The 15,534-nt window shown below is 68.9% G+C and carries 15 protein-coding genes; 13 read left to right on the top strand and 2 right to left on the bottom strand.

Features of this window, described 5'->3' with window-relative positions; translation table 11 throughout:
- Positions 1 to 53: 53 nt before the first annotated feature.
- The 5 genes from CBM2588_RS21540 (at position 54) to CBM2588_RS21520 (ending at position 4,832) form a co-directional block, all read left to right on the top strand.
- Complete coding sequence (locus tag CBM2588_RS21540; protein WP_115682399.1) at positions 54 to 962, top strand: LysR family transcriptional regulator; 909 nt, start codon at positions 54 to 56, stop codon at positions 960 to 962.
- Between the two features lie 211 nt (positions 963 to 1,173).
- Positions 1,174 to 2,259 carry a pyruvate dehydrogenase (acetyl-transferring) E1 component subunit alpha gene (pdhA, locus tag CBM2588_RS21535; protein WP_115682398.1) on the top strand — a complete coding sequence of 362 codons (1,086 nt, stop codon included), beginning with the start codon at positions 1,174 to 1,176 and terminating at the stop codon, positions 2,257 to 2,259.
- A 67-nt stretch (positions 2,260 to 2,326) separates the two neighbouring features.
- Positions 2,327 to 3,304 (top strand): alpha-ketoacid dehydrogenase subunit beta, encoded by a 978-nt coding sequence (locus tag CBM2588_RS21530; RefSeq protein WP_115682397.1) that lies wholly within the window; start codon positions 2,327 to 2,329, stop codon positions 3,302 to 3,304.
- 45 nt (positions 3,305 to 3,349) lie between these two features.
- Positions 3,350 to 4,468 carry a dihydrolipoamide acetyltransferase family protein gene (locus tag CBM2588_RS21525; RefSeq protein WP_115682396.1) on the top strand — a complete coding sequence of 373 codons (1,119 nt, stop codon included), beginning with the start codon at positions 3,350 to 3,352 and terminating at the stop codon, positions 4,466 to 4,468.
- Between the two features lie 169 nt (positions 4,469 to 4,637).
- Entirely contained in the window at positions 4,638 to 4,832 is a 195-nt protein-coding gene (locus CBM2588_RS21520; protein ID WP_018006421.1) for a ribbon-helix-helix domain-containing protein, read from the top strand.
- Positions 4,833 to 4,834: 2 nt separating this feature from the next.
- On the opposite strand, the gene CBM2588_RS21515 is transcribed toward CBM2588_RS21520, so the two are convergent.
- Complete coding sequence (locus CBM2588_RS21515; protein ID WP_115682395.1) at positions 4,835 to 6,520, bottom strand: SulP family inorganic anion transporter; 1,686 nt, start codon at positions 6,518 to 6,520, stop codon at positions 4,835 to 4,837.
- Positions 6,521 to 6,736: 216 nt separating this feature from the next.
- Between CBM2588_RS21515 and CBM2588_RS21510 the strand changes: the two genes are divergently transcribed.
- Together CBM2588_RS21510 and CBM2588_RS21505 are read left to right on the top strand one after the other, a co-directional pair.
- Positions 6,737 to 7,174 carry a universal stress protein gene (locus CBM2588_RS21510; protein ID WP_115682394.1) on the top strand — a complete coding sequence of 146 codons (438 nt, stop codon included), beginning with the start codon at positions 6,737 to 6,739 and terminating at the stop codon, positions 7,172 to 7,174.
- A gap of 121 nt (positions 7,175 to 7,295) precedes the next feature.
- Complete coding sequence (locus tag CBM2588_RS21505; protein ID WP_115682393.1) at positions 7,296 to 7,952, top strand: peroxiredoxin; 657 nt, start codon at positions 7,296 to 7,298, stop codon at positions 7,950 to 7,952.
- A gap of 324 nt (positions 7,953 to 8,276) precedes the next feature.
- Here CBM2588_RS21505 and CBM2588_RS21500 read toward each other — a convergent pair whose 3' ends face one another.
- Positions 8,277 to 9,254 carry a chemotaxis protein gene (locus CBM2588_RS21500; protein WP_115682392.1) on the bottom strand — a complete coding sequence of 326 codons (978 nt, stop codon included), beginning with the start codon at positions 9,252 to 9,254 and terminating at the stop codon, positions 8,277 to 8,279.
- Positions 9,255 to 9,551: 297 nt separating this feature from the next.
- On the opposite strand from CBM2588_RS21500, the gene CBM2588_RS21495 reads away from it, so the two are divergent.
- The 6 genes from CBM2588_RS21495 to CBM2588_RS21470 are packed head-to-tail and all read left to right on the top strand — an operon-like array spanning position 9,552 to position 15,514.
- Positions 9,552 to 10,355, top strand: coding sequence for a GntR family transcriptional regulator (locus CBM2588_RS21495; protein ID WP_115683682.1), 804 nt, complete (start codon positions 9,552 to 9,554; stop codon positions 10,353 to 10,355).
- A complete protein-coding gene (locus tag CBM2588_RS21490) occupies positions 10,352 to 12,130 on the top strand; it encodes a fumarate reductase/succinate dehydrogenase flavoprotein subunit (RefSeq protein WP_115682391.1) in 1,779 nt (592 codons plus the stop codon). Before CBM2588_RS21495 ends, CBM2588_RS21490 begins: the two co-directional genes overlap by 4 nt.
- 13 nt (positions 12,131 to 12,143) lie before the next feature.
- Positions 12,144 to 12,389, top strand: coding sequence for a 4Fe-4S dicluster domain-containing protein (locus tag CBM2588_RS21485; protein WP_115682390.1), 246 nt, complete (start codon positions 12,144 to 12,146; stop codon positions 12,387 to 12,389).
- 40 nt (positions 12,390 to 12,429) lie between these two features.
- Positions 12,430 to 13,851, top strand: a complete 1,422-nt coding sequence (locus tag CBM2588_RS21480) for an ABC transporter substrate-binding protein (RefSeq protein WP_115682389.1) — start codon at positions 12,430 to 12,432, stop codon at positions 13,849 to 13,851.
- 14 nt (positions 13,852 to 13,865) lie between these two features.
- Positions 13,866 to 14,711 (top strand): ABC transporter permease, encoded by an 846-nt coding sequence (locus tag CBM2588_RS21475; RefSeq protein WP_115682388.1) that lies wholly within the window; start codon positions 13,866 to 13,868, stop codon positions 14,709 to 14,711.
- Positions 14,708 to 15,514, top strand: a complete 807-nt coding sequence (locus CBM2588_RS21470) for an ABC transporter ATP-binding protein (protein ID WP_115682387.1) — start codon at positions 14,708 to 14,710, stop codon at positions 15,512 to 15,514. The genes CBM2588_RS21475 and CBM2588_RS21470 overlap by 4 nt, the downstream gene beginning before the upstream one ends.
- Positions 15,515 to 15,534: the final 20 nt, after the last annotated feature.

The raw sequence follows: 15,534 nt of genomic DNA, 5'->3' as shown, positions 1-15,534 counted from the left end.
GCCGGTACCCGCACGCATTGCAGGTATGCTTGCGCCATCGACGAGCGAGGCGCATGGACAGATTCGACCAGTACCGCGTATTCCTGCAGGTGGCCGAGATGGGGAGCTTCATCAAGGCCGCCCATGCGCTTGGGCTGCCGCGCGCCTCGGTGTCGGCGGCGGTGCAGGGCCTGGAGGCCCAGGTTGGCACGCGCCTGCTGCACCGGACCACGCGCCAGGTTCGGCTGAGCGCCGACGGCGCGCAATTGCTCGAACGATTGCGCCCGCTGCTGGCCGAGGTCGAGGATATCGACCAGCTGTTCCAGGCCGGCCAGCGCCAGGCCAGCGGCCGACTGAACGTCGATATGCCCAGCCGCATCGCGCGCCGGCTGGTGGCACCTGCGTTGCCCGCCTTGCTGCGGCGCCATCCGCGGCTGCAGCTGTCGCTGGGCTCCAGCGACCGTGCGATCGACCTGGTGCAGGAAGGCGTCGACTGCGCGGTGCGCTTCGGCGTGCTGGCCGACAGCAGCCTGGTAGTGCGGCCGCTGGGCCGGATCGCGCTGGTCAACTGCGCCAGCCCGGCCTACCTCCGCGAACACGGCGAGCCCCGTGAGCCGAGCGAGCTGCGCCGCGGCCATCTCGCGGTGGGCTACGCCAGCCCCCGCACCGGCCGGGACCTGCCGTGGGAATTCCTGGATGCCGAGGGTAGCGCGCACGAGGCCGAAGTGGCAACGCGCGTCTCGGTCAACAATGCCGAGAGCTATATCGCCTGCTGCCTCGGCGGAATCGGCCTGATCCAGATTCCGCGCTTCGACGTGCAGCACCTGCTCGACAGCGGACAGTTGCTGGAAGTCATGCCCGACTGGCGCCCACCCACCATGCCGGTCTCGCTGCTCTACCCGCACCGGCGCCAGCGTTCGCAACGGCTCGCGGTGTTCCTTGAGTGGTTCCGCGCGCTGATGCAGCCGCACCTGGAAGGCTGAGCGGCGGCTCGCGCGCGCACTGCCGCATTGTGCGCAGCAAGACAATTTCGCGCGGCGCCGGCCGCGCAAATGCCCTACACTCAAGCTCAAGTCCCCCGCGCCCAAAAAGCACGGCAGGGATCACAACGCGATCATTGCCGCGGAGGGCTGCGAAGATCCTCGCCCCGGTCCGCGCGGATCCTGTCGAGACAACCGCATCGAGAGACCTGCCATGTCCACGGTTGCGCGCTTTGAGATCGGCTATACCCGCTACCTTGCCCCACCGGGCGACACCACTCCCACCACTGCTCCCCCTCCCCCGTTCGGCAGCGACCCTGACGCGCTGGTACCGCTGTACCAGGCCATGGTGCTGACGCGCCAGTTCGACCTGAAGGCAATCGCGCTGCAGCGCACCGGCAAGATCGGCACGTTCGCGTCGGCCCTGGGCCAGGAGGCCATCGGCGTGGGCGTGGCCTACGCCATGCGACCGGAAGATGTGCTGGTGCCCTCGTACCGCGACCACGCGGCGCAGTTTGTGCGCGGCGTCACGATGACCGAGAGCCTGCTCTACTGGGGCGGCGACGAGCGCGGCAGCGGCTTTGCCGCGGCGCCGCATGACTTTGCCAACTGCGTGCCGATCGGCACGCAGGTGTGCCACGCGGCCGGCGCGGCCTACGCGTTCCAGCTGCGCGGCGAGCCGCGCGTGGCGGTCTGCCTGCTGGGCGACGGCGGCACCTCCAAGGGCGACTTCTATGAAGGCATGAACATGGCCGGCGCGTGGCGCGCGCCGCTGGTGATCGTGATCAACAACAACCAGTGGGCGATCTCGATGCCGCGCAGCGGCCAGACCGCGGCCCAGACGCTGGCGCAGAAGGCCATTGCCGCGGGCATCCCGGGGGAGCAGGTCGACGGCAACGACGTGGTCGCGGTGCGCCACCGCGTCGGCGAAGCGATCGCGCGCGCCCGCGATGGCGGCGGCCCCGCGCTGATCGAGGCCATCACCTACCGGCTGGGCGACCACACCACCGCCGACGATGCCTCGCGCTACCGCGACGAAGCCAGCGTCAAGGCGCACTGGCAGCACGAGCCGCTGCTGCGGCTGCGCACCCACCTGCTGGCCCTGCATGCCTGGGACGCGGCGCGCGAGGAAGCGCTGGTCAGGGCGTGTTCGCAGCAAGTGGCGCAGGCGGTCGAAACCTATCTGGCCATGCCGCCGCCGGACCCGGCCGCGATGTTCGACTGCCTGTACGCGGCCATGCCGGCCGAGCTGCAGGCGCAGCTGGAGATCGCGCGGCGCTTCCCGGCGCAGCACGGCTAGCCGCTGCCAGCGCCGCCGGCGCTGCCCGCGCACTCCTTCCCCGACCCGGTCCCACAGCGAGCGAACCATGGCGGAAATCAATCTGGTCGAAGCAGTCAACCTGGCGCTGGCCCATGCGCTGGACCACGACCCCGATGTGCTGCTGCTGGGCGAGGACATCGGCGTCAACGGCGGCGTGTTCCGCGCCACCGTGGGCCTGCAGGCGCGCTTCGGCGCCGCGCGCGTCATGGATACGCCGCTGGCCGAAGGCGGCATCGTCGGCGCGGCGATCGGCATGGCGGCGATGGGGCTCAAACCCGTGGCCGAGATCCAGTTCACCGGCTTTATCTACCCGGCGGTCGATCACATCATCAACCACGCCGGGCGCATGCGGCACCGCACGCGCGGGCGGCTCGCCTGCCCGCTGGTGGTGCGCTCGCCGTGCGGCGCGGGCATCCACGCGCCCGAGCATCATTCCGAAAGCCCGGAGGCGATGTTCGCGCACATGCCGGGCATCCGCGTGGTGGTGCCGTCATCGCCGGCACGCGCGTACGGGCTGCTGCTGGCGGCAATCGCCGATCCCGATCCGGTCATCTTCCTCGAGCCCACGCGGCTGTACCGGCTGTTCCGCCAGGAGGTGGCCGATGACGGCGCGGCGCTGCCGCTCGACACCTGCTTCACGCTGCGCGAAGGCAGCGACATCACGCTGGTGAGCTGGGGCGCGATGGTCCAGGAGACGCTGGCCGCCGCCGACGCGCTGGCCGCCGAAGGCGTCACCGCGACCGTCATCGACGTGGCCACGCTCAAGCCGCTGGACATGCAGACCATCCTGGAGGCGGTCGCGCGCACCGGCCGCTGCGTGATCGTGCACGAGGCACCGCGCACCGCCGGCTTCGGCGCCGAGATCGCGGCGCAGCTGGCCGACGCGGGGCTGTACTCGCTGGCCGCGCCGGTGCAGCGCGTGACCGGCTTCGATACCGTGGTGCCGCTGGCGCGGCTGGAGTACACCTACCTGCCCGGCGTCGCGCGCATCGTCGATGCCGCGCGCAGGGCGCTGGCGGCGTAGGCCGCCGGCCGCAACCGGACCGTTCAAGCTAGCCAAGGAGGACCGATGCGAGTCTTCAAGCTGCCCGACCTGGGCGAAGGCCTGCAGGAGGCCGAGATCGTGGCCTGGCACGTCAAGACCGGCGACACGGTGGCGGCCGACCAGCCGCTGCTGTCGGTGGAGACCGCCAAGGCGATCGTCGAAATCCCCTCGCCTTATGCCGGCAGCATCGGCAAGCTGTTTGCGCAGCCGGGCGACATCGTGCACCTGGGCGCGCCGCTGGTGGGCTTCGAGGGCGCCGGCGAGGATGCCGACGCCGGCACCGTGGTGGGCTCGGTCCAGGTCGGCACGCACGTGGCCAGCGAAGCCGCGCCGCCCGGCACGGCGGCGCCCGCGGCGGGCATGGCCGCGCGCGTCAAGGCCACGCCGGCGGTACGAGCGCTGGCGCGCCGGCTGGGCGTGGACCTGGCGATGGCGACCGCATCGGGCCCCGAGGGCATCGTCACCGCCGCCGACGTGGAACGGGTCGCCGCCACGCTGAAGGATCTTGGCGCGCCGGAAGAACTGCGCGGCGTGCGCCGCGCGATGGCGCAGAACATGGCGCGCGCGCAGGCGGAAGTGGCCGCCGCCACCGTGATGGACGACGCCGATATCCACGCCTGGCACGCCGGCGCCGACGTCACCATCCGGCTGGTGCGCGCGCTGGTGGCCGGCTGCCGCGCCGAGCCCGGGCTCAACGCCTGGTACGAAGGACAGACCGGGCGCCGCCACGTGCTGAAGAAGATCGACGTCGGCATTGCCGCCGACCTGCCCGAGGGCCTGTTCGTGCCGGTGCTGCGCGATGTCGGCAACCGCGACGCCGCCGACCTGCGCCGCGGGCTCGACCGCATGCGCGCCGATATCCGCGCGCGCACCATCGCCCCCGAGGAGATGCGCGGCAACACCATCACGCTGTCCAACTTCGGCATGATCGCCGGGCGCTATGCGGCGCCGATCGTGGTGCCGCCCACCGTGGCGATCCTGGGCGCCGGGCGCGTGCGCGATGAAGTGGTCGCGGCCGGCGGCGTGCCCGCGGTGCACCGGGTCATGCCGCTGAGCCTGACCTTCGACCACCGCGTGGTCACGGGCGGGGAAGCGGCGCGGTTCCTGGCGGCGGTGATTGCGGATCTGGAGATGGCGGAATAGGGAAGACTACTGGTTTTGCCAGCACCAGCTGTGTGCTCCCTCTCCCGCACGCGGGAGAGGGGAGCAAGCCACCAGCATGCACACGGCCGCCAAAGCCCCGCGGCAGCGCTGTATATAATGCCCATCCAATCGCCGCCGCCATCTCCGGCCCGGAGCGCCGCACACCCTCATGGAATCCAAGACCGCCCGCCTTACCATCCTGATCGATCCGGTCAAGAAGAAGGCCTTTGAAACGCTGTGCGCCGCACAGGACCTGACGCCGTCGCAGGTGGTGCGCCAGCTGATCCGCGATTACCTGGCGCAGCATGGCGTGGATTACGCCACCAAGCCCAAACCGGCGGGCAGCACGCGCCAGAAGAAGTAAGTTCAGGGCGGGGCGTTGGCCTCGCCGTCTCCGTCTCCCGCCAGCACCGCGCAGCGCTGCGCCGCCTGCGCCAGCGAATCCGCGTAGTTGCCCTCGCCCAGCGCCGCCAGCACGCCGGCGCGCGCCAGCTTTTCCCGGACCCGCGCGTTGGCCTCGGCCAGCACCACGGCGACGCCGCGCTTCTGCAGCGTGACGATCACCGCCTCCAGCGTCTGCAGCCCGGTCATGTCCATGAAGGGCACGCGGCCCAGGCGGATCAGCAGCACGCGCGGCTCGGTATGGGTCTGCACCAGGGCACGCTCGCACGCTTCGACGGCACCGAAGAAGAACGGACCGTCGATGACATAGACCATCACGCCCGGCGGCATCGGCGCCACCGCGCCGGTGCCTGCATCGCCCAGTTCGCGCGCGACGGCCTCGGCGGCCTGGGGTGCCACTTCCACCGATGCCGACATGCGCCGCAGGAACTGCAGCATGGCCAGGATCACGCCGATATTGACCGCCACCACCAGGTCGGTCAACACCGTCAGCGTAAAGGTGATCAGCAAAATCGCGACATCGGCGCGCGGCGCGCGCCGCACCATGCGGGCGAACTGGCGCATCTCGCTCATGTTGTAGGCCACCACGAACAGGATCGCGGCCAGCGCGGCCAGCGGCACGCTGGCCGCGAGCGGCGCCAGGAACAGCAGCACCAGCACCAGCGTGAGCGCATGCACCACGCCGGCCAGCGGGCTGTTGCCGCCGTTGCGGATATTGGTGGCGGTGCGCGCGATCGCGCCGGTGGCGGCAAACCCGCCGAACAACGGTGCCAGCACATTGGCGATGCCCTGCCCCACCAGTTCCTGGTTGGAGTCGTGCCGGGTGCCCGCCATGCCGTCGGCCACCACGGCCGACAGCAGGGACTCGATCGCGCCGAGCATGGCAATGGTGAAGGCAGGCCCCGCCAGCTCCAGCACGCGCGCCAGCGTGATCTCCGGCAGCGCCGGCACCGGCAGCCCGCGCGGCAGGCCGCCGAAGGCCGTGCCGATGGTGGCCACGCCGTCGAAGCCGAACAGCGCCTGCGCCGCGGTGGCCGCCACCAGCGCCACCAGCGGCCCCGGCACGCGCCGCAGCCAGCGCACGCGCGGCGCGCCCACCACCAGCGCCAGGCTCCCCAGCGCCAGCGCGGTGGTGGCGGGGTGCCATTGCGGCAGCGCCTGCAGCAGGTGCCAGAGCTTTTCATGGAAATGCGCGCCGGCCACCGGTGGCAGCCCGAAGAAATCGCGCCACTGGCCGACGAAGATGATCACGCCGATGCCGGCGGTGAAGCCGACAATCACCGGCGCGGGAATGTAGCGGATCACGCTGCCCAGACGCGTCAGCCCCATCGCCAGCAGGATCAGGCCCGCCATCAGCGTGGCGATCTGCAGGCCGTCGATGCCGTGGCGCGCCGTCACCGCGGACAGCACCACGATAAAGGCGCCGGTGGGCCCGGCGATCTGCAGCCGGCTGCCGCCCAGCAGCGATACCGCCAGCCCGGCGACGATGGCCGTGTACAGGCCCTGCTCCGGCTTGGCGCCCGAGGCGATCGCGAACGCCATCGCCAGCGGCAGCGCCACCACCCCCACGATCACGCCCGAGACCACGTTCGGCAGCCAGTTGCCGCGTTGGAACAATCCGGCCAGCCAGGCTTCGCGTAGCGCAATCATGCTTCAGTCCCTTCCATCGGTGCGGGGGCAAAGGTGAATCGAATGATAACAGCATGTTAATGCTTGCCCCGGCTCCGGCCGGGTTGGCGGCCGCGCGCCGGGGCGTCGGGCGTCCTGTTCCTTATGCCGCGCAATTCCTATACTGGATTGGCTCGCCCGCCAGTGCGCGGACAGCGCCGGGCTGGCGCGGTATCTCTCTGCAAGCGGAGGCTCATCATGTACAGGCACCTGCTAGTACCGACCGACGGCTCCGCGCGCGCCGATGCCATGGTGGGCCGTGCGATGGCATTCGCCAGCCGCATCGGCGCCCGCGTGACCGGGTTGCATGTGCTCCCCGAGTACCACGTGCTGACCTACCGGCTCACCAGCCTGCAAGACACCAAGAGCAACTTCGCCGCCGAAGCCGCGCGCCACGCCGACACCTTCCTGGCCGCGCTGAGCCACAGCGCGGCACAGGCCGGCGTGCCCTGCGACACCATCACCGCCACCGACGACCATCCCTGGCAGGCCATCATCGCGTGCGCGCAGGAGCGCGAGTGCGACCTGATTGTGATGTCGTCGCATGGCAAGCGCGGGCTGCAGGCGCTGCTGATCGGCAGCGAGACGCACAAGGTGCTGACCCACAGCACGATCCCGGTGCTGGTGTTCCGCTGACGGGAGACAGCGCCAAGACGGGGTGGCGGAGATAGCGGGATAGCGGGGATAGCGGGGATAGCGGGCAACAGTGCGCGGCAACGCGCGATTCCAAACCATGCCAACTGCAAGGAGCGCAACCATGGCGATTCGACTGGGCGAGCAAGCCCCTGATTTCACCGCCGAGACCACGGAAGGCCAGATCAGCTTCCATGAGTGGATCGGCGACGGCTGGGCCATCCTGTTCTCGCATCCCAAGGACTTCACGCCGGTGTGCACCACCGAGCTGGGCTACATGGCCCGGCTCAAGCCCGAGTTCGACAAGCGCAATACCAAGATCATCGGACTGAGCATCGATCCGGTGGGGGATCACCAGCGCTGGGTCAAGGACATCGAGGAAACGCAGGGCTGTACCGTCAACTACCCGATGATCGGCGATGCCGACCTGAAGGTGGCCAAGCTCTACGACATGATCCACCCGGAGGCCAGCGGCAGCGGTCCGCGCACCGCGGTGGACAACGCCACCATCCGTTCGGTGTTCATCATCGGCCCCGACAAGAAGGTGAAGGCGATGCTGGTGTATCCGATGAGCGCGGGGCGCAATTTCGACGAGGTGCTGCGGCTGCTGGATTCGCTGCAGCTCAACGCCAAGCACACCGTGGCCACGCCGGTCAACTGGAAGCCGGGCGAGGACGTCATCATCCCGACCTCGGTCTCGGACGAGGAAGCCAGCAAGAAATACCCGCAGGGCTTCAAGACGCTGAAGCCCTACCTGCGCACGGTGGCCCAGCCCAAGTAGCGCAACGACGCAGGGAGGCGAGAACAGGGAGAGCGAGGAGCGGCGGCACCAGGGAGCGCGGCGGCGCGGAGCCCGCGCCGGGCCGCGGCTGGGGCTTCCCGGCCGGCATCGCGCGATGCCGGCCGGGAGGGCACCGGCGGCTCCGACTTGTCCACAGAAAATATCCACAGGAACAGTGGATATCCCCCCTCTTGACAACCGCGAAGGGCGCGTCCGTGCTGGAACGCGCTGGAGTGCCCGTTTTATAGGCAACCAACCGGCGTACGGGAATGGTTGCGGGCGCTTGCATTTTGTGCCTGCCGACTCGGATCCGCGGCAGCGTGCCTAACGGGTCAGCACCGCGCGGATGGTGTCGGCCAGCTCCTTGGCCACGAACTTGGCCACATAGGCATCGGCCCCCACCTTGCGCACATGTTCTTCGCTGGCCTCCCCCGACAGTGATGAATGAATCACCACGGGCAGCGATTTCAGCCGGCTGTCGGCCTTGATCTTGCGGGTCAGCGTAAAGCCGTCCATCTCGGGCATTTCCAGGTCGGTCAGTACCAGCGCCACGTCGTCCTGGACCGGGCGGCCCTGGCTGGCGGCCTCGGTCGCGATGCGGTCCAGCAGTTCCCAGGCTTCCTTGCCGGACTTGGTCATCACCACCGGCGCGCCCAGGGCCTTCAGGCCCTGCTCGATCAGCCCGCGCGCCAGCGCGGAGTCGTCGGCGGCGATCACCCTGGCGCCCGGCCGCAGCTGCAGCTGCGGCCCGACCTCGCCCGGATCCACATCAGGCTGGCGCGTCGGCAGCACGTCGCGCAGGATCTGCTCGACGTCGAGCACCTGCACCAGGCGTGCCGCGTCCGCACCGCCCCCGGCGCCATCCGCGCCCCCTTCCAGCTTGGCGATGCTGGTCACATGGCCGGTGCGCACGCTGCCTTCGGCCGAATGCACCTGGTTCCATTCCAGCCGCACGATTTCCTCGACGGCCTCGACCGCGAAGCCCTGGGTCGAGCGGGCGTATTCCGTCACCAGCAGGATGCCCAGGCCGCCGCGCGGCTTGCAACCTACCAGCCGCGGCAGGTCGATCACCGGAATCACCTGGCCGCGGATATCGGCCATGCCCAGGATCGACGGGCCGGCACCGACCACGGTCGTCACCGGCGGCATCACCAGGATCTCGCGCACCTTGAAGACATTGATGCCGAACAGCTCCGACTGGCCGGAATGCTCCGCCTCGCCGAGCCGGAACAGCAGCAGCTCGAACTGGTTGTTGTTGGTGAGGTTAGTCCGTTCGTCGATGTCCCTCATGGAACTGCTCATGCGTTGCTCCCGTGCCGTGCGTGTGTGTGTTGCCGCCATCGTTGTCATCTGCCCGCGGCCGCGGCGGATGGCGCACGGCAGGGTCCATGACTGGATATCGGCGAGCGGCATCGGGAGTTGAGTGGCGCAGCCAGCGCAAGTTCGGATTTCATCCTTGCATATCCGGATTGCTTCGTTCCTCCGGCACGGCGTCGTCCATATAGTGATTCCCAACTTGTCATAACACGCTATGTCGATCCGATGACCTCCCGGACCAACGCGGTACCCACCCTCGGCGCCACGGCATTGCCGGCCACCATGCCGATCCCGCTGCCGCTCTACACGCAGATCAAGGATGCCTTGCGCGCCCGCATCCTCGACGGCACCTATCCGCCGCACCACCAGATGCCGTCGGAGAGCGAGCTGGGCGAGAGCTTCCGCGCCAGCCGCATCACCGTGCGGCAGGCGCTGGGCGACCTGCAGAAAGAGGGCCTGATCTTCAGGATCCACGGCAAGGGCACCTTCGTCTCGAAGCCCCGCGCCTTCCAGAACGTGACCTCGCTGCAAGGCTTTGCCGAAGCGATGTCGAGCATGGGCTATGAAATCCTGAACCAGGTGCGCAGCTGCAAACGCGTGCCCGCCAGCCGTCACGTTGCCGCGCAACTGCATCTGCGCGAAGGCGACCCGGTGGTGGAGATCCGGCGCGTGCGCCTGCTCAACCGCGAACCGGTGTCGCTGGAGCTGACCTGGGTGCCGGCGGCCGTCGGCCGCCGCCTGCTCAATGCCGACCTCGCCACGCGCGACATCTTCCTGATCCTGGAAAACGACTGCGGCGTAAAGCTCGGCCATGCCGACCTGAGCGTCGACGCGATCCTCGCCGACGACGACCTGACCCGGGCGCTGCGCATCCAGGACGGTGCGCCGGTGCTGCGCATCGAACGCCTGACCCACGACGCGCAAGGCACGCCGATCGACTACGAGTTTCTCTACTTCCGCGGCGACGCGTTCCAGTACCGGCTGCGTGCAGACCGGCACAAGGCGGCGCCTGCCACCCACGTCAACCACACCGCAGGCCGCGCGCGGCCCCGCAAACCAGCCAGCAAGGGGAAGCCCTCCGCATGAACACCCTGACTCACGAATACGACATCGTTGTCGTCGGCGGCGGCACCGCCGGCCCGATGGCCGCGATCAAGGCCAAGGAACGCAACCCCGCGCTGCGCGTGCTGCTGCTCGACAAGGCGCACGTCAAGCGCAGCGGCGCCATCTCGATGGGCATGGACGGGCTCAACAACGCCGTGATCCCCGGCCACGCCACGCCCGAGCAGTACACGCGCGAGATCACCGTGGCCAACGACGGCATCGTCGACCAGTCCACCGTCTATGCCTACGCGCGCCACAGCTTCGCCACCATCGAGCAACTGGACCGTTGGGGCGTGCGGTTCGAGAAGGACGAGACCGGCGACTACGCAGTGAAAAAGGTCCATCACATGGGCTCTTACGTGCTGCCGATGCCGGAAGGACATAACGTCAAGAAGGTGTTGTACCGCCAGCTCAAGCGCGCGCGGGTTGAGATCACCAACCGCATCGTCGCCACGCGCGTGCTGACCGACGCCACCGGTGCCGCCAGCGGCGTGATGGGCTTCGACTGCCGCACCGCGGACTTCCACGTGATCCGCGCCCGCGCCGTGATCCTGTGCTGCGGCGCGGCCGGCCGCCTGGGCCTGCCCGCGTCCGGCTACCTGATGGGCACCTACGAGAACCCCACCAATGCCGGCGACGGCTACGCCATGGCCTATCACGCCGGCGCGGCGCTGGCCAACCTCGAGTGCTTCCAGATCAATCCGCTGATCAAGGACTACAACGGACCGGCCTGCGCCTACGTAACCGGCCCGCTGGGCGGCTATACCGCCAACGGCAAGGGCGAGCGCTTTATCGAATGCGACTACTGGAGCGGCCAGATGATGTGGGAGTTCTACCAGGAGTTGCAAGGCGGCAACGGCCCGGTGTTCCTGAAGCTGGACCACCTGGCCGAAGAAACCATCCAGACCATCGAGACCATCCTGCACACCAACGAACGCCCCAGCCGCGGACAGTTCCACGCCGGGCGCGGCACCGACTACCGCAAGCAGATGGTCGAGATGCATATCTCCGAGATCGGCTTCTGCAGCGGCCACAGTGCTTCCGGCGTGCATGTGAACGAGCGCGCCGAAACCACGGTGCCGGGCCTCTATGCCGCCGGCGACATGGCCGCGGTGCCTCACAACTACATGCTGGGCGCCTTCACCTATGGCTGGTTTGCCGGGCAGAACGCCGCCGATTACGTTGCGGGCCGCGCCCTGCCCGAAGCCGATGCGGCCCAGGTCGGGGCGGAGCGCGCGCGCGTGTTCGCGCCGCTGGCACGCGCGAGCGGCCTGCCGCCCGCGCAGGTGGAATACAAGCTGCGCCGCATGGTCAACGACTACCTGCAGCCGCCCAAGGTCACGCGCAAGATGGAAATCGGCCTGCAGCGCTTCGATGCCATCGCCGAGGACATCGGCCAGATCCGCGCCGCCAATCCGCACGAGCTGATGCGCGCGGTCGAGGTGATGGCGATCCGCGACTGCGCGGAGATGGCGGCCCGCGCCTCGCTGTTCCGCACCGAGAGCCGCTGGGGCCTCTACCACCATCGCGTCGACTATCCGCAGCGCAATGACGCCGAATGGTTCTGCCATACGCACCTCAGCAAGGATCACGCCGGGCGCATGGTCAGCCACAAGCGCGAGATCGAACCGTACATCGTGCCGGTGGAAGGCGACGACGCCACCGCCTACCAGCGGCTGCGCGTCGGCCGCGGCCACGCTCCCGCCCCGGCCGCCACGGCCGCAATGTCCGGACCGGCCACCCTGGCTGCCGTCTGAAGGAACCCACGCCATGGCCTACACCCCGCATGAAATCACCCAGCGCAGCAGCGCACCCGTCACCATCGACGAAGACAAATGCATTGCCGACAAGGGCTGCACGGTCTGCGTCGATGTCTGCCCGATGGACCTGCTGGCTATCGACCTGGCCAAGGGCAAGGCCTATATGCAGTTCGACGAGTGCTGGTACTGCATGCCTTGCGAGAAGGATTGCCCGACGGGCGCGGTCCGGGTCGAGATCCCGTACCTGCTGCGTTGATGGCCCCGCTTCATGACCACAGCACCACAGAGATAGCCCCATGAAAGCCTCCACCAGCCTCCACCTGTTCCTGGCGCTGGCCGCCGCCAGCCTCGGCGGCGCAGCCAGCGCCGAAACCATCCGTGTCGCCATCGGCACGCAGGACACCACCATCAACTGCGCCACCGGCGGCCTGCTGATTCGCGAACTGAAGCTGCTCGACAAATACCTGCCACGCACCGGCAAGTACAAGGACGTCACTTACGACGTGCAATGGAAGAACTTCACCTCCGGCCCGCCGCTGACCAACGAGATGGTGGCGGACAAGCTCGATATCGGCGCCATGGCGGATTTCCCCGGCTCGCTCAATGCCGCGGCCTTCCAGAAGGCCGGCAAGAAGAGCCTGTTTATCGCGCCCCTGTCGGGCAATGCGATCGGCACCGGCAACGGCATCGTGGTCCCCGCCGATTCCCCGGTCCAGTCGCTGGCGGAGCTCAAGGGCAAGACCATCTCGGTACCGTTCGGCTCGACCGCGCACGGCATGCTGCTGCGCGCGATCAAGCGCCAGGGCTGGGACCCGGACAAGGACGTGACGCTGGTGTCGCAGTCGCCCGAGGTCGGCGGCTCGGCGCTGCAGGCGCACAAGGTCGACGGCCATGCCAACTTCGTGCCGTTCCCCGAGTTGTTCGCCTTCCGCGGCTTTGCCCGCAAGATCTATGACGGCTCGCAGGCCGAGGCGCCCACCTTCCACGGCGCGCTGGTGAGCGCGGACTATGCGCAGAAATATCCGGAGATCGTGGTGGCGTACCTGCGCGCCGCCATCGAGGCCGACCGGCTGATGGCGGCCGAGCCCGAGAAATACAGCGAACTGATTGCCAAGGTGACCGGCATCGACGCCGAGGTGGACTACCTGTTCCACGGCCCGCTCGGCCTGCAGAACCGCGACTACACCTGGAAGCCGGAATACCGCCAGGCGCTGCGGACCTCGATCGAGACTTTGAAGCTGCTCAAGCGTACCGATGCCGAGCTGAGCGCCGACACCGTGATCGACGACCGCTACATCCGCGAAGCCTTCAGGCTCGAGGGCCTGGACTACGAGGCGCGCCTGAAGGCCTACGACAAGCAGCCCCTCGCCGCCAGGGATGCGGCCAGCGGCAAGCCCATCGCGGAACCGAAGCTGGCCGCGCAACTTTGGCTGCGCGGCGAGCCCAGGGTGCGCGCCTATGCCTCGCCGGCGGCAGCGTTCGCCGCGCTCAGGCAGGCTGCAAAGGAGGGCAGGCAGGCGCGCGTGCTGTATGTGCATGACCGCAATACCGGCCTGAAGCTGCTCGCGAACAAGGCGTGGTACGTGCAGGACGGCAAGGGACAGGTCAGCGCCTTCCTGCTCAAGGGCTCCGCCGATGGCTGGGCCAAGGCCAATGGTGGCAATGTGCGCGACTTCGCCGCGGTCAGCGGCGCAGCCGTTGCCGTCGCCAGCAACTGACGCGGAGCGCAGCGATGACCGCAATCACGCTTGAAGCCGGGCCGTCCCCGGTGGCGCCGGCCGCGTCGGGCGCGGCACGCGGGCGGCTGGCGCACTGGCTGGTGCGCCTGGCCGCGCTGGCGGCCTGCATCGTGCTGTGGCAACTGGCTTCGTCGCACCGGGCCCATCTTGGCATTGTCACGTTCGCCAACGTGCCGGCGCCCAGCGACGTGGTGCCCGCGGCCTGGCAGTTGCTGCAGTCGCCCAAGCTGGTGCTGCACCTGGGCAACAGCCTTTACCGCGTGTTTGCCGGCTTCGGCGCGGCGGCCGTGGCGGGCATCGTGCTCGGCATGGCGATCGGCCGCTCGCGCTGGCTGGAAGACCTGCTGCTGCCGCCGCTGGAGGTGCTGCGCCCGATCCCGGGCGTGGCGTGGATTCCGCTGGCAATCCTGATGTTCCCCTCGTCGGAGCTGAGCATGATCTTCATCACCTTCATCGGGGCGCTCTTTCCGATCCTGCTCAACACCATCCACGGCGTGGAGCGTACCGATCCCCGGCTGATCGCCACGGCCCGCAGCCTGGGCGCGCGCCGCTGGACGCTCTTCCCCGAAGTGCTGCTGCCCGCGGCGCTGCCCAGCATCGTCACGGGCCTTGCGATCGGCATGGGCACGTCGTGGTTCTGCCTGGTCACCGCCGAGATGATCGCGGGCCAGTACGGCATTGGCTACTACACGTGGGAGGCCTACAACCTGCAGAACTATGCCGACATCGTCGTCGGCATGCTGCTGATCGGCGCCTTCGGCATGGGCAGCAGCGCACTGATCAAGCGAACCGGCGCATGGCTGATGCCATGGACCCGCCTGCAGCAGGTGCGCGCATGACCAGCCAACCGATCCGCGCGGGCCGCCTGCAGGTGCGCGGCCTGGACGTGGCGCTGGGCCACGGCGAGTCCGGCTTTACCGCCGTGCACCAGCTTTCCATCGACATTCCCGCCGGGCAGTTCGTCTGCATCCTGGGGCCGTCGGGCTGCGGCAAATCCACGCTGCTGGGCGCTATCGCCGGCCACCTGCCGGCGGCGGCGGGCGAGATCCTGCTCGACGGGGCACCCGTGCGCGGCCCCGCCCCGGAGCGCGGGCTGGTGTTCCAGCAGCACTCGCTGTTCCCGTGGAAGCGCGTGCTCGACAACGTCGGCTTCGGCCTGAAGATGCAGGGCGTTGCCGCCGCCGAGCGCAAGCGCGAGGCGCAGGCCCTGCTGGACCTGGTCGGGCTGGGCAGTTTCGCGCGGCGATATCCAGCCGAGCTCTCCGGCGGCATGCAGCAGCGCGTGGAGATCGCGCGCGTGCTGATCAACCGGCCTCGCGTGCTGCTGATGGACGAGCCCTTCGGCGCGCTCGACGCGCAGACCCGCGCCCACATGCAGGCGCTGCTGCTCGACATCTGGACGCAGATGCGCACCACGGTGGTCTTTGTCACCCATGACATCGACGAGGCGTTGTTCCTGGCAGACCGGGTGCTGGTGATGTCGCAGCGGCCCGGACGCATCCTGGAAGACATCGCCATCCCCTTCGAGCGGCCACGCCGCGCCGAGCTGATGACCGACGACGATTTCATCCGGCTCAAGCGCCGCTGCCGCGACCTGCTCCATGACCACACCCAGGCCGGCGCGCTCGCGACTGCCGCCTGACTGCCATATCGACCCGACTG

Origin of the sequence: Cupriavidus taiwanensis (assembly GCF_900250075.1) — a bacterium.
GTDB lineage: Bacteria > Pseudomonadota > Gammaproteobacteria > Burkholderiales > Burkholderiaceae > Cupriavidus > Cupriavidus taiwanensis_C.
Note: the sequence above shows the minus strand (reverse complement) of the source record. Positions and strands in the feature narration are given on the sequence as shown.

What these genes read in the sequence shown, in the direction of transcription:
- CBM2588_RS21520 (WP_018006421.1), top strand. Translation starts at nt 4,638, where the DNA reads ATGGAATCCAAGACCGCCCGCCTTACCATCCTGATCGATCCGGTCAAG.
- CBM2588_RS21470 (WP_115682387.1), top strand. Translation starts at nt 14,708, where the DNA reads ATGACCAGCCAACCGATCCGCGCGGGCCGCCTGCAGGTGCGCGGCCTG.
- CBM2588_RS21500 (WP_115682392.1), bottom strand. Translation starts at nt 9,254, where the DNA reads ATGAGCAGTTCCATGAGGGACATCGACGAACGGACTAACCTCACCAAC.
- CBM2588_RS21490 (WP_115682391.1), top strand. Translation starts at nt 10,352, where the DNA reads ATGAACACCCTGACTCACGAATACGACATCGTTGTCGTCGGCGGCGGC.
- CBM2588_RS21540 (WP_115682399.1), top strand. Translation starts at nt 54, where the DNA reads ATGGACAGATTCGACCAGTACCGCGTATTCCTGCAGGTGGCCGAGATG.
- pdhA (WP_115682398.1), top strand. Translation starts at nt 1,174, where the DNA reads ATGTCCACGGTTGCGCGCTTTGAGATCGGCTATACCCGCTACCTTGCC.
- CBM2588_RS21510 (WP_115682394.1), top strand. Translation starts at nt 6,737, where the DNA reads ATGTACAGGCACCTGCTAGTACCGACCGACGGCTCCGCGCGCGCCGAT.
- CBM2588_RS21505 (WP_115682393.1), top strand. Translation starts at nt 7,296, where the DNA reads ATGGCGATTCGACTGGGCGAGCAAGCCCCTGATTTCACCGCCGAGACC.
- CBM2588_RS21480 (WP_115682389.1), top strand. Translation starts at nt 12,430, where the DNA reads ATGAAAGCCTCCACCAGCCTCCACCTGTTCCTGGCGCTGGCCGCCGCC.
- CBM2588_RS21515 (WP_115682395.1), bottom strand. Translation starts at nt 6,520, where the DNA reads ATGATTGCGCTACGCGAAGCCTGGCTGGCCGGATTGTTCCAACGCGGC.
- CBM2588_RS21485 (WP_115682390.1), top strand. Translation starts at nt 12,144, where the DNA reads ATGGCCTACACCCCGCATGAAATCACCCAGCGCAGCAGCGCACCCGTC.
- CBM2588_RS21475 (WP_115682388.1), top strand. Translation starts at nt 13,866, where the DNA reads ATGACCGCAATCACGCTTGAAGCCGGGCCGTCCCCGGTGGCGCCGGCC.
- CBM2588_RS21525 (WP_115682396.1), top strand. Translation starts at nt 3,350, where the DNA reads ATGCGAGTCTTCAAGCTGCCCGACCTGGGCGAAGGCCTGCAGGAGGCC.
- CBM2588_RS21530 (WP_115682397.1), top strand. Translation starts at nt 2,327, where the DNA reads ATGGCGGAAATCAATCTGGTCGAAGCAGTCAACCTGGCGCTGGCCCAT.
- CBM2588_RS21495 (WP_115683682.1), top strand. Translation starts at nt 9,552, where the DNA reads ATGCCGATCCCGCTGCCGCTCTACACGCAGATCAAGGATGCCTTGCGC.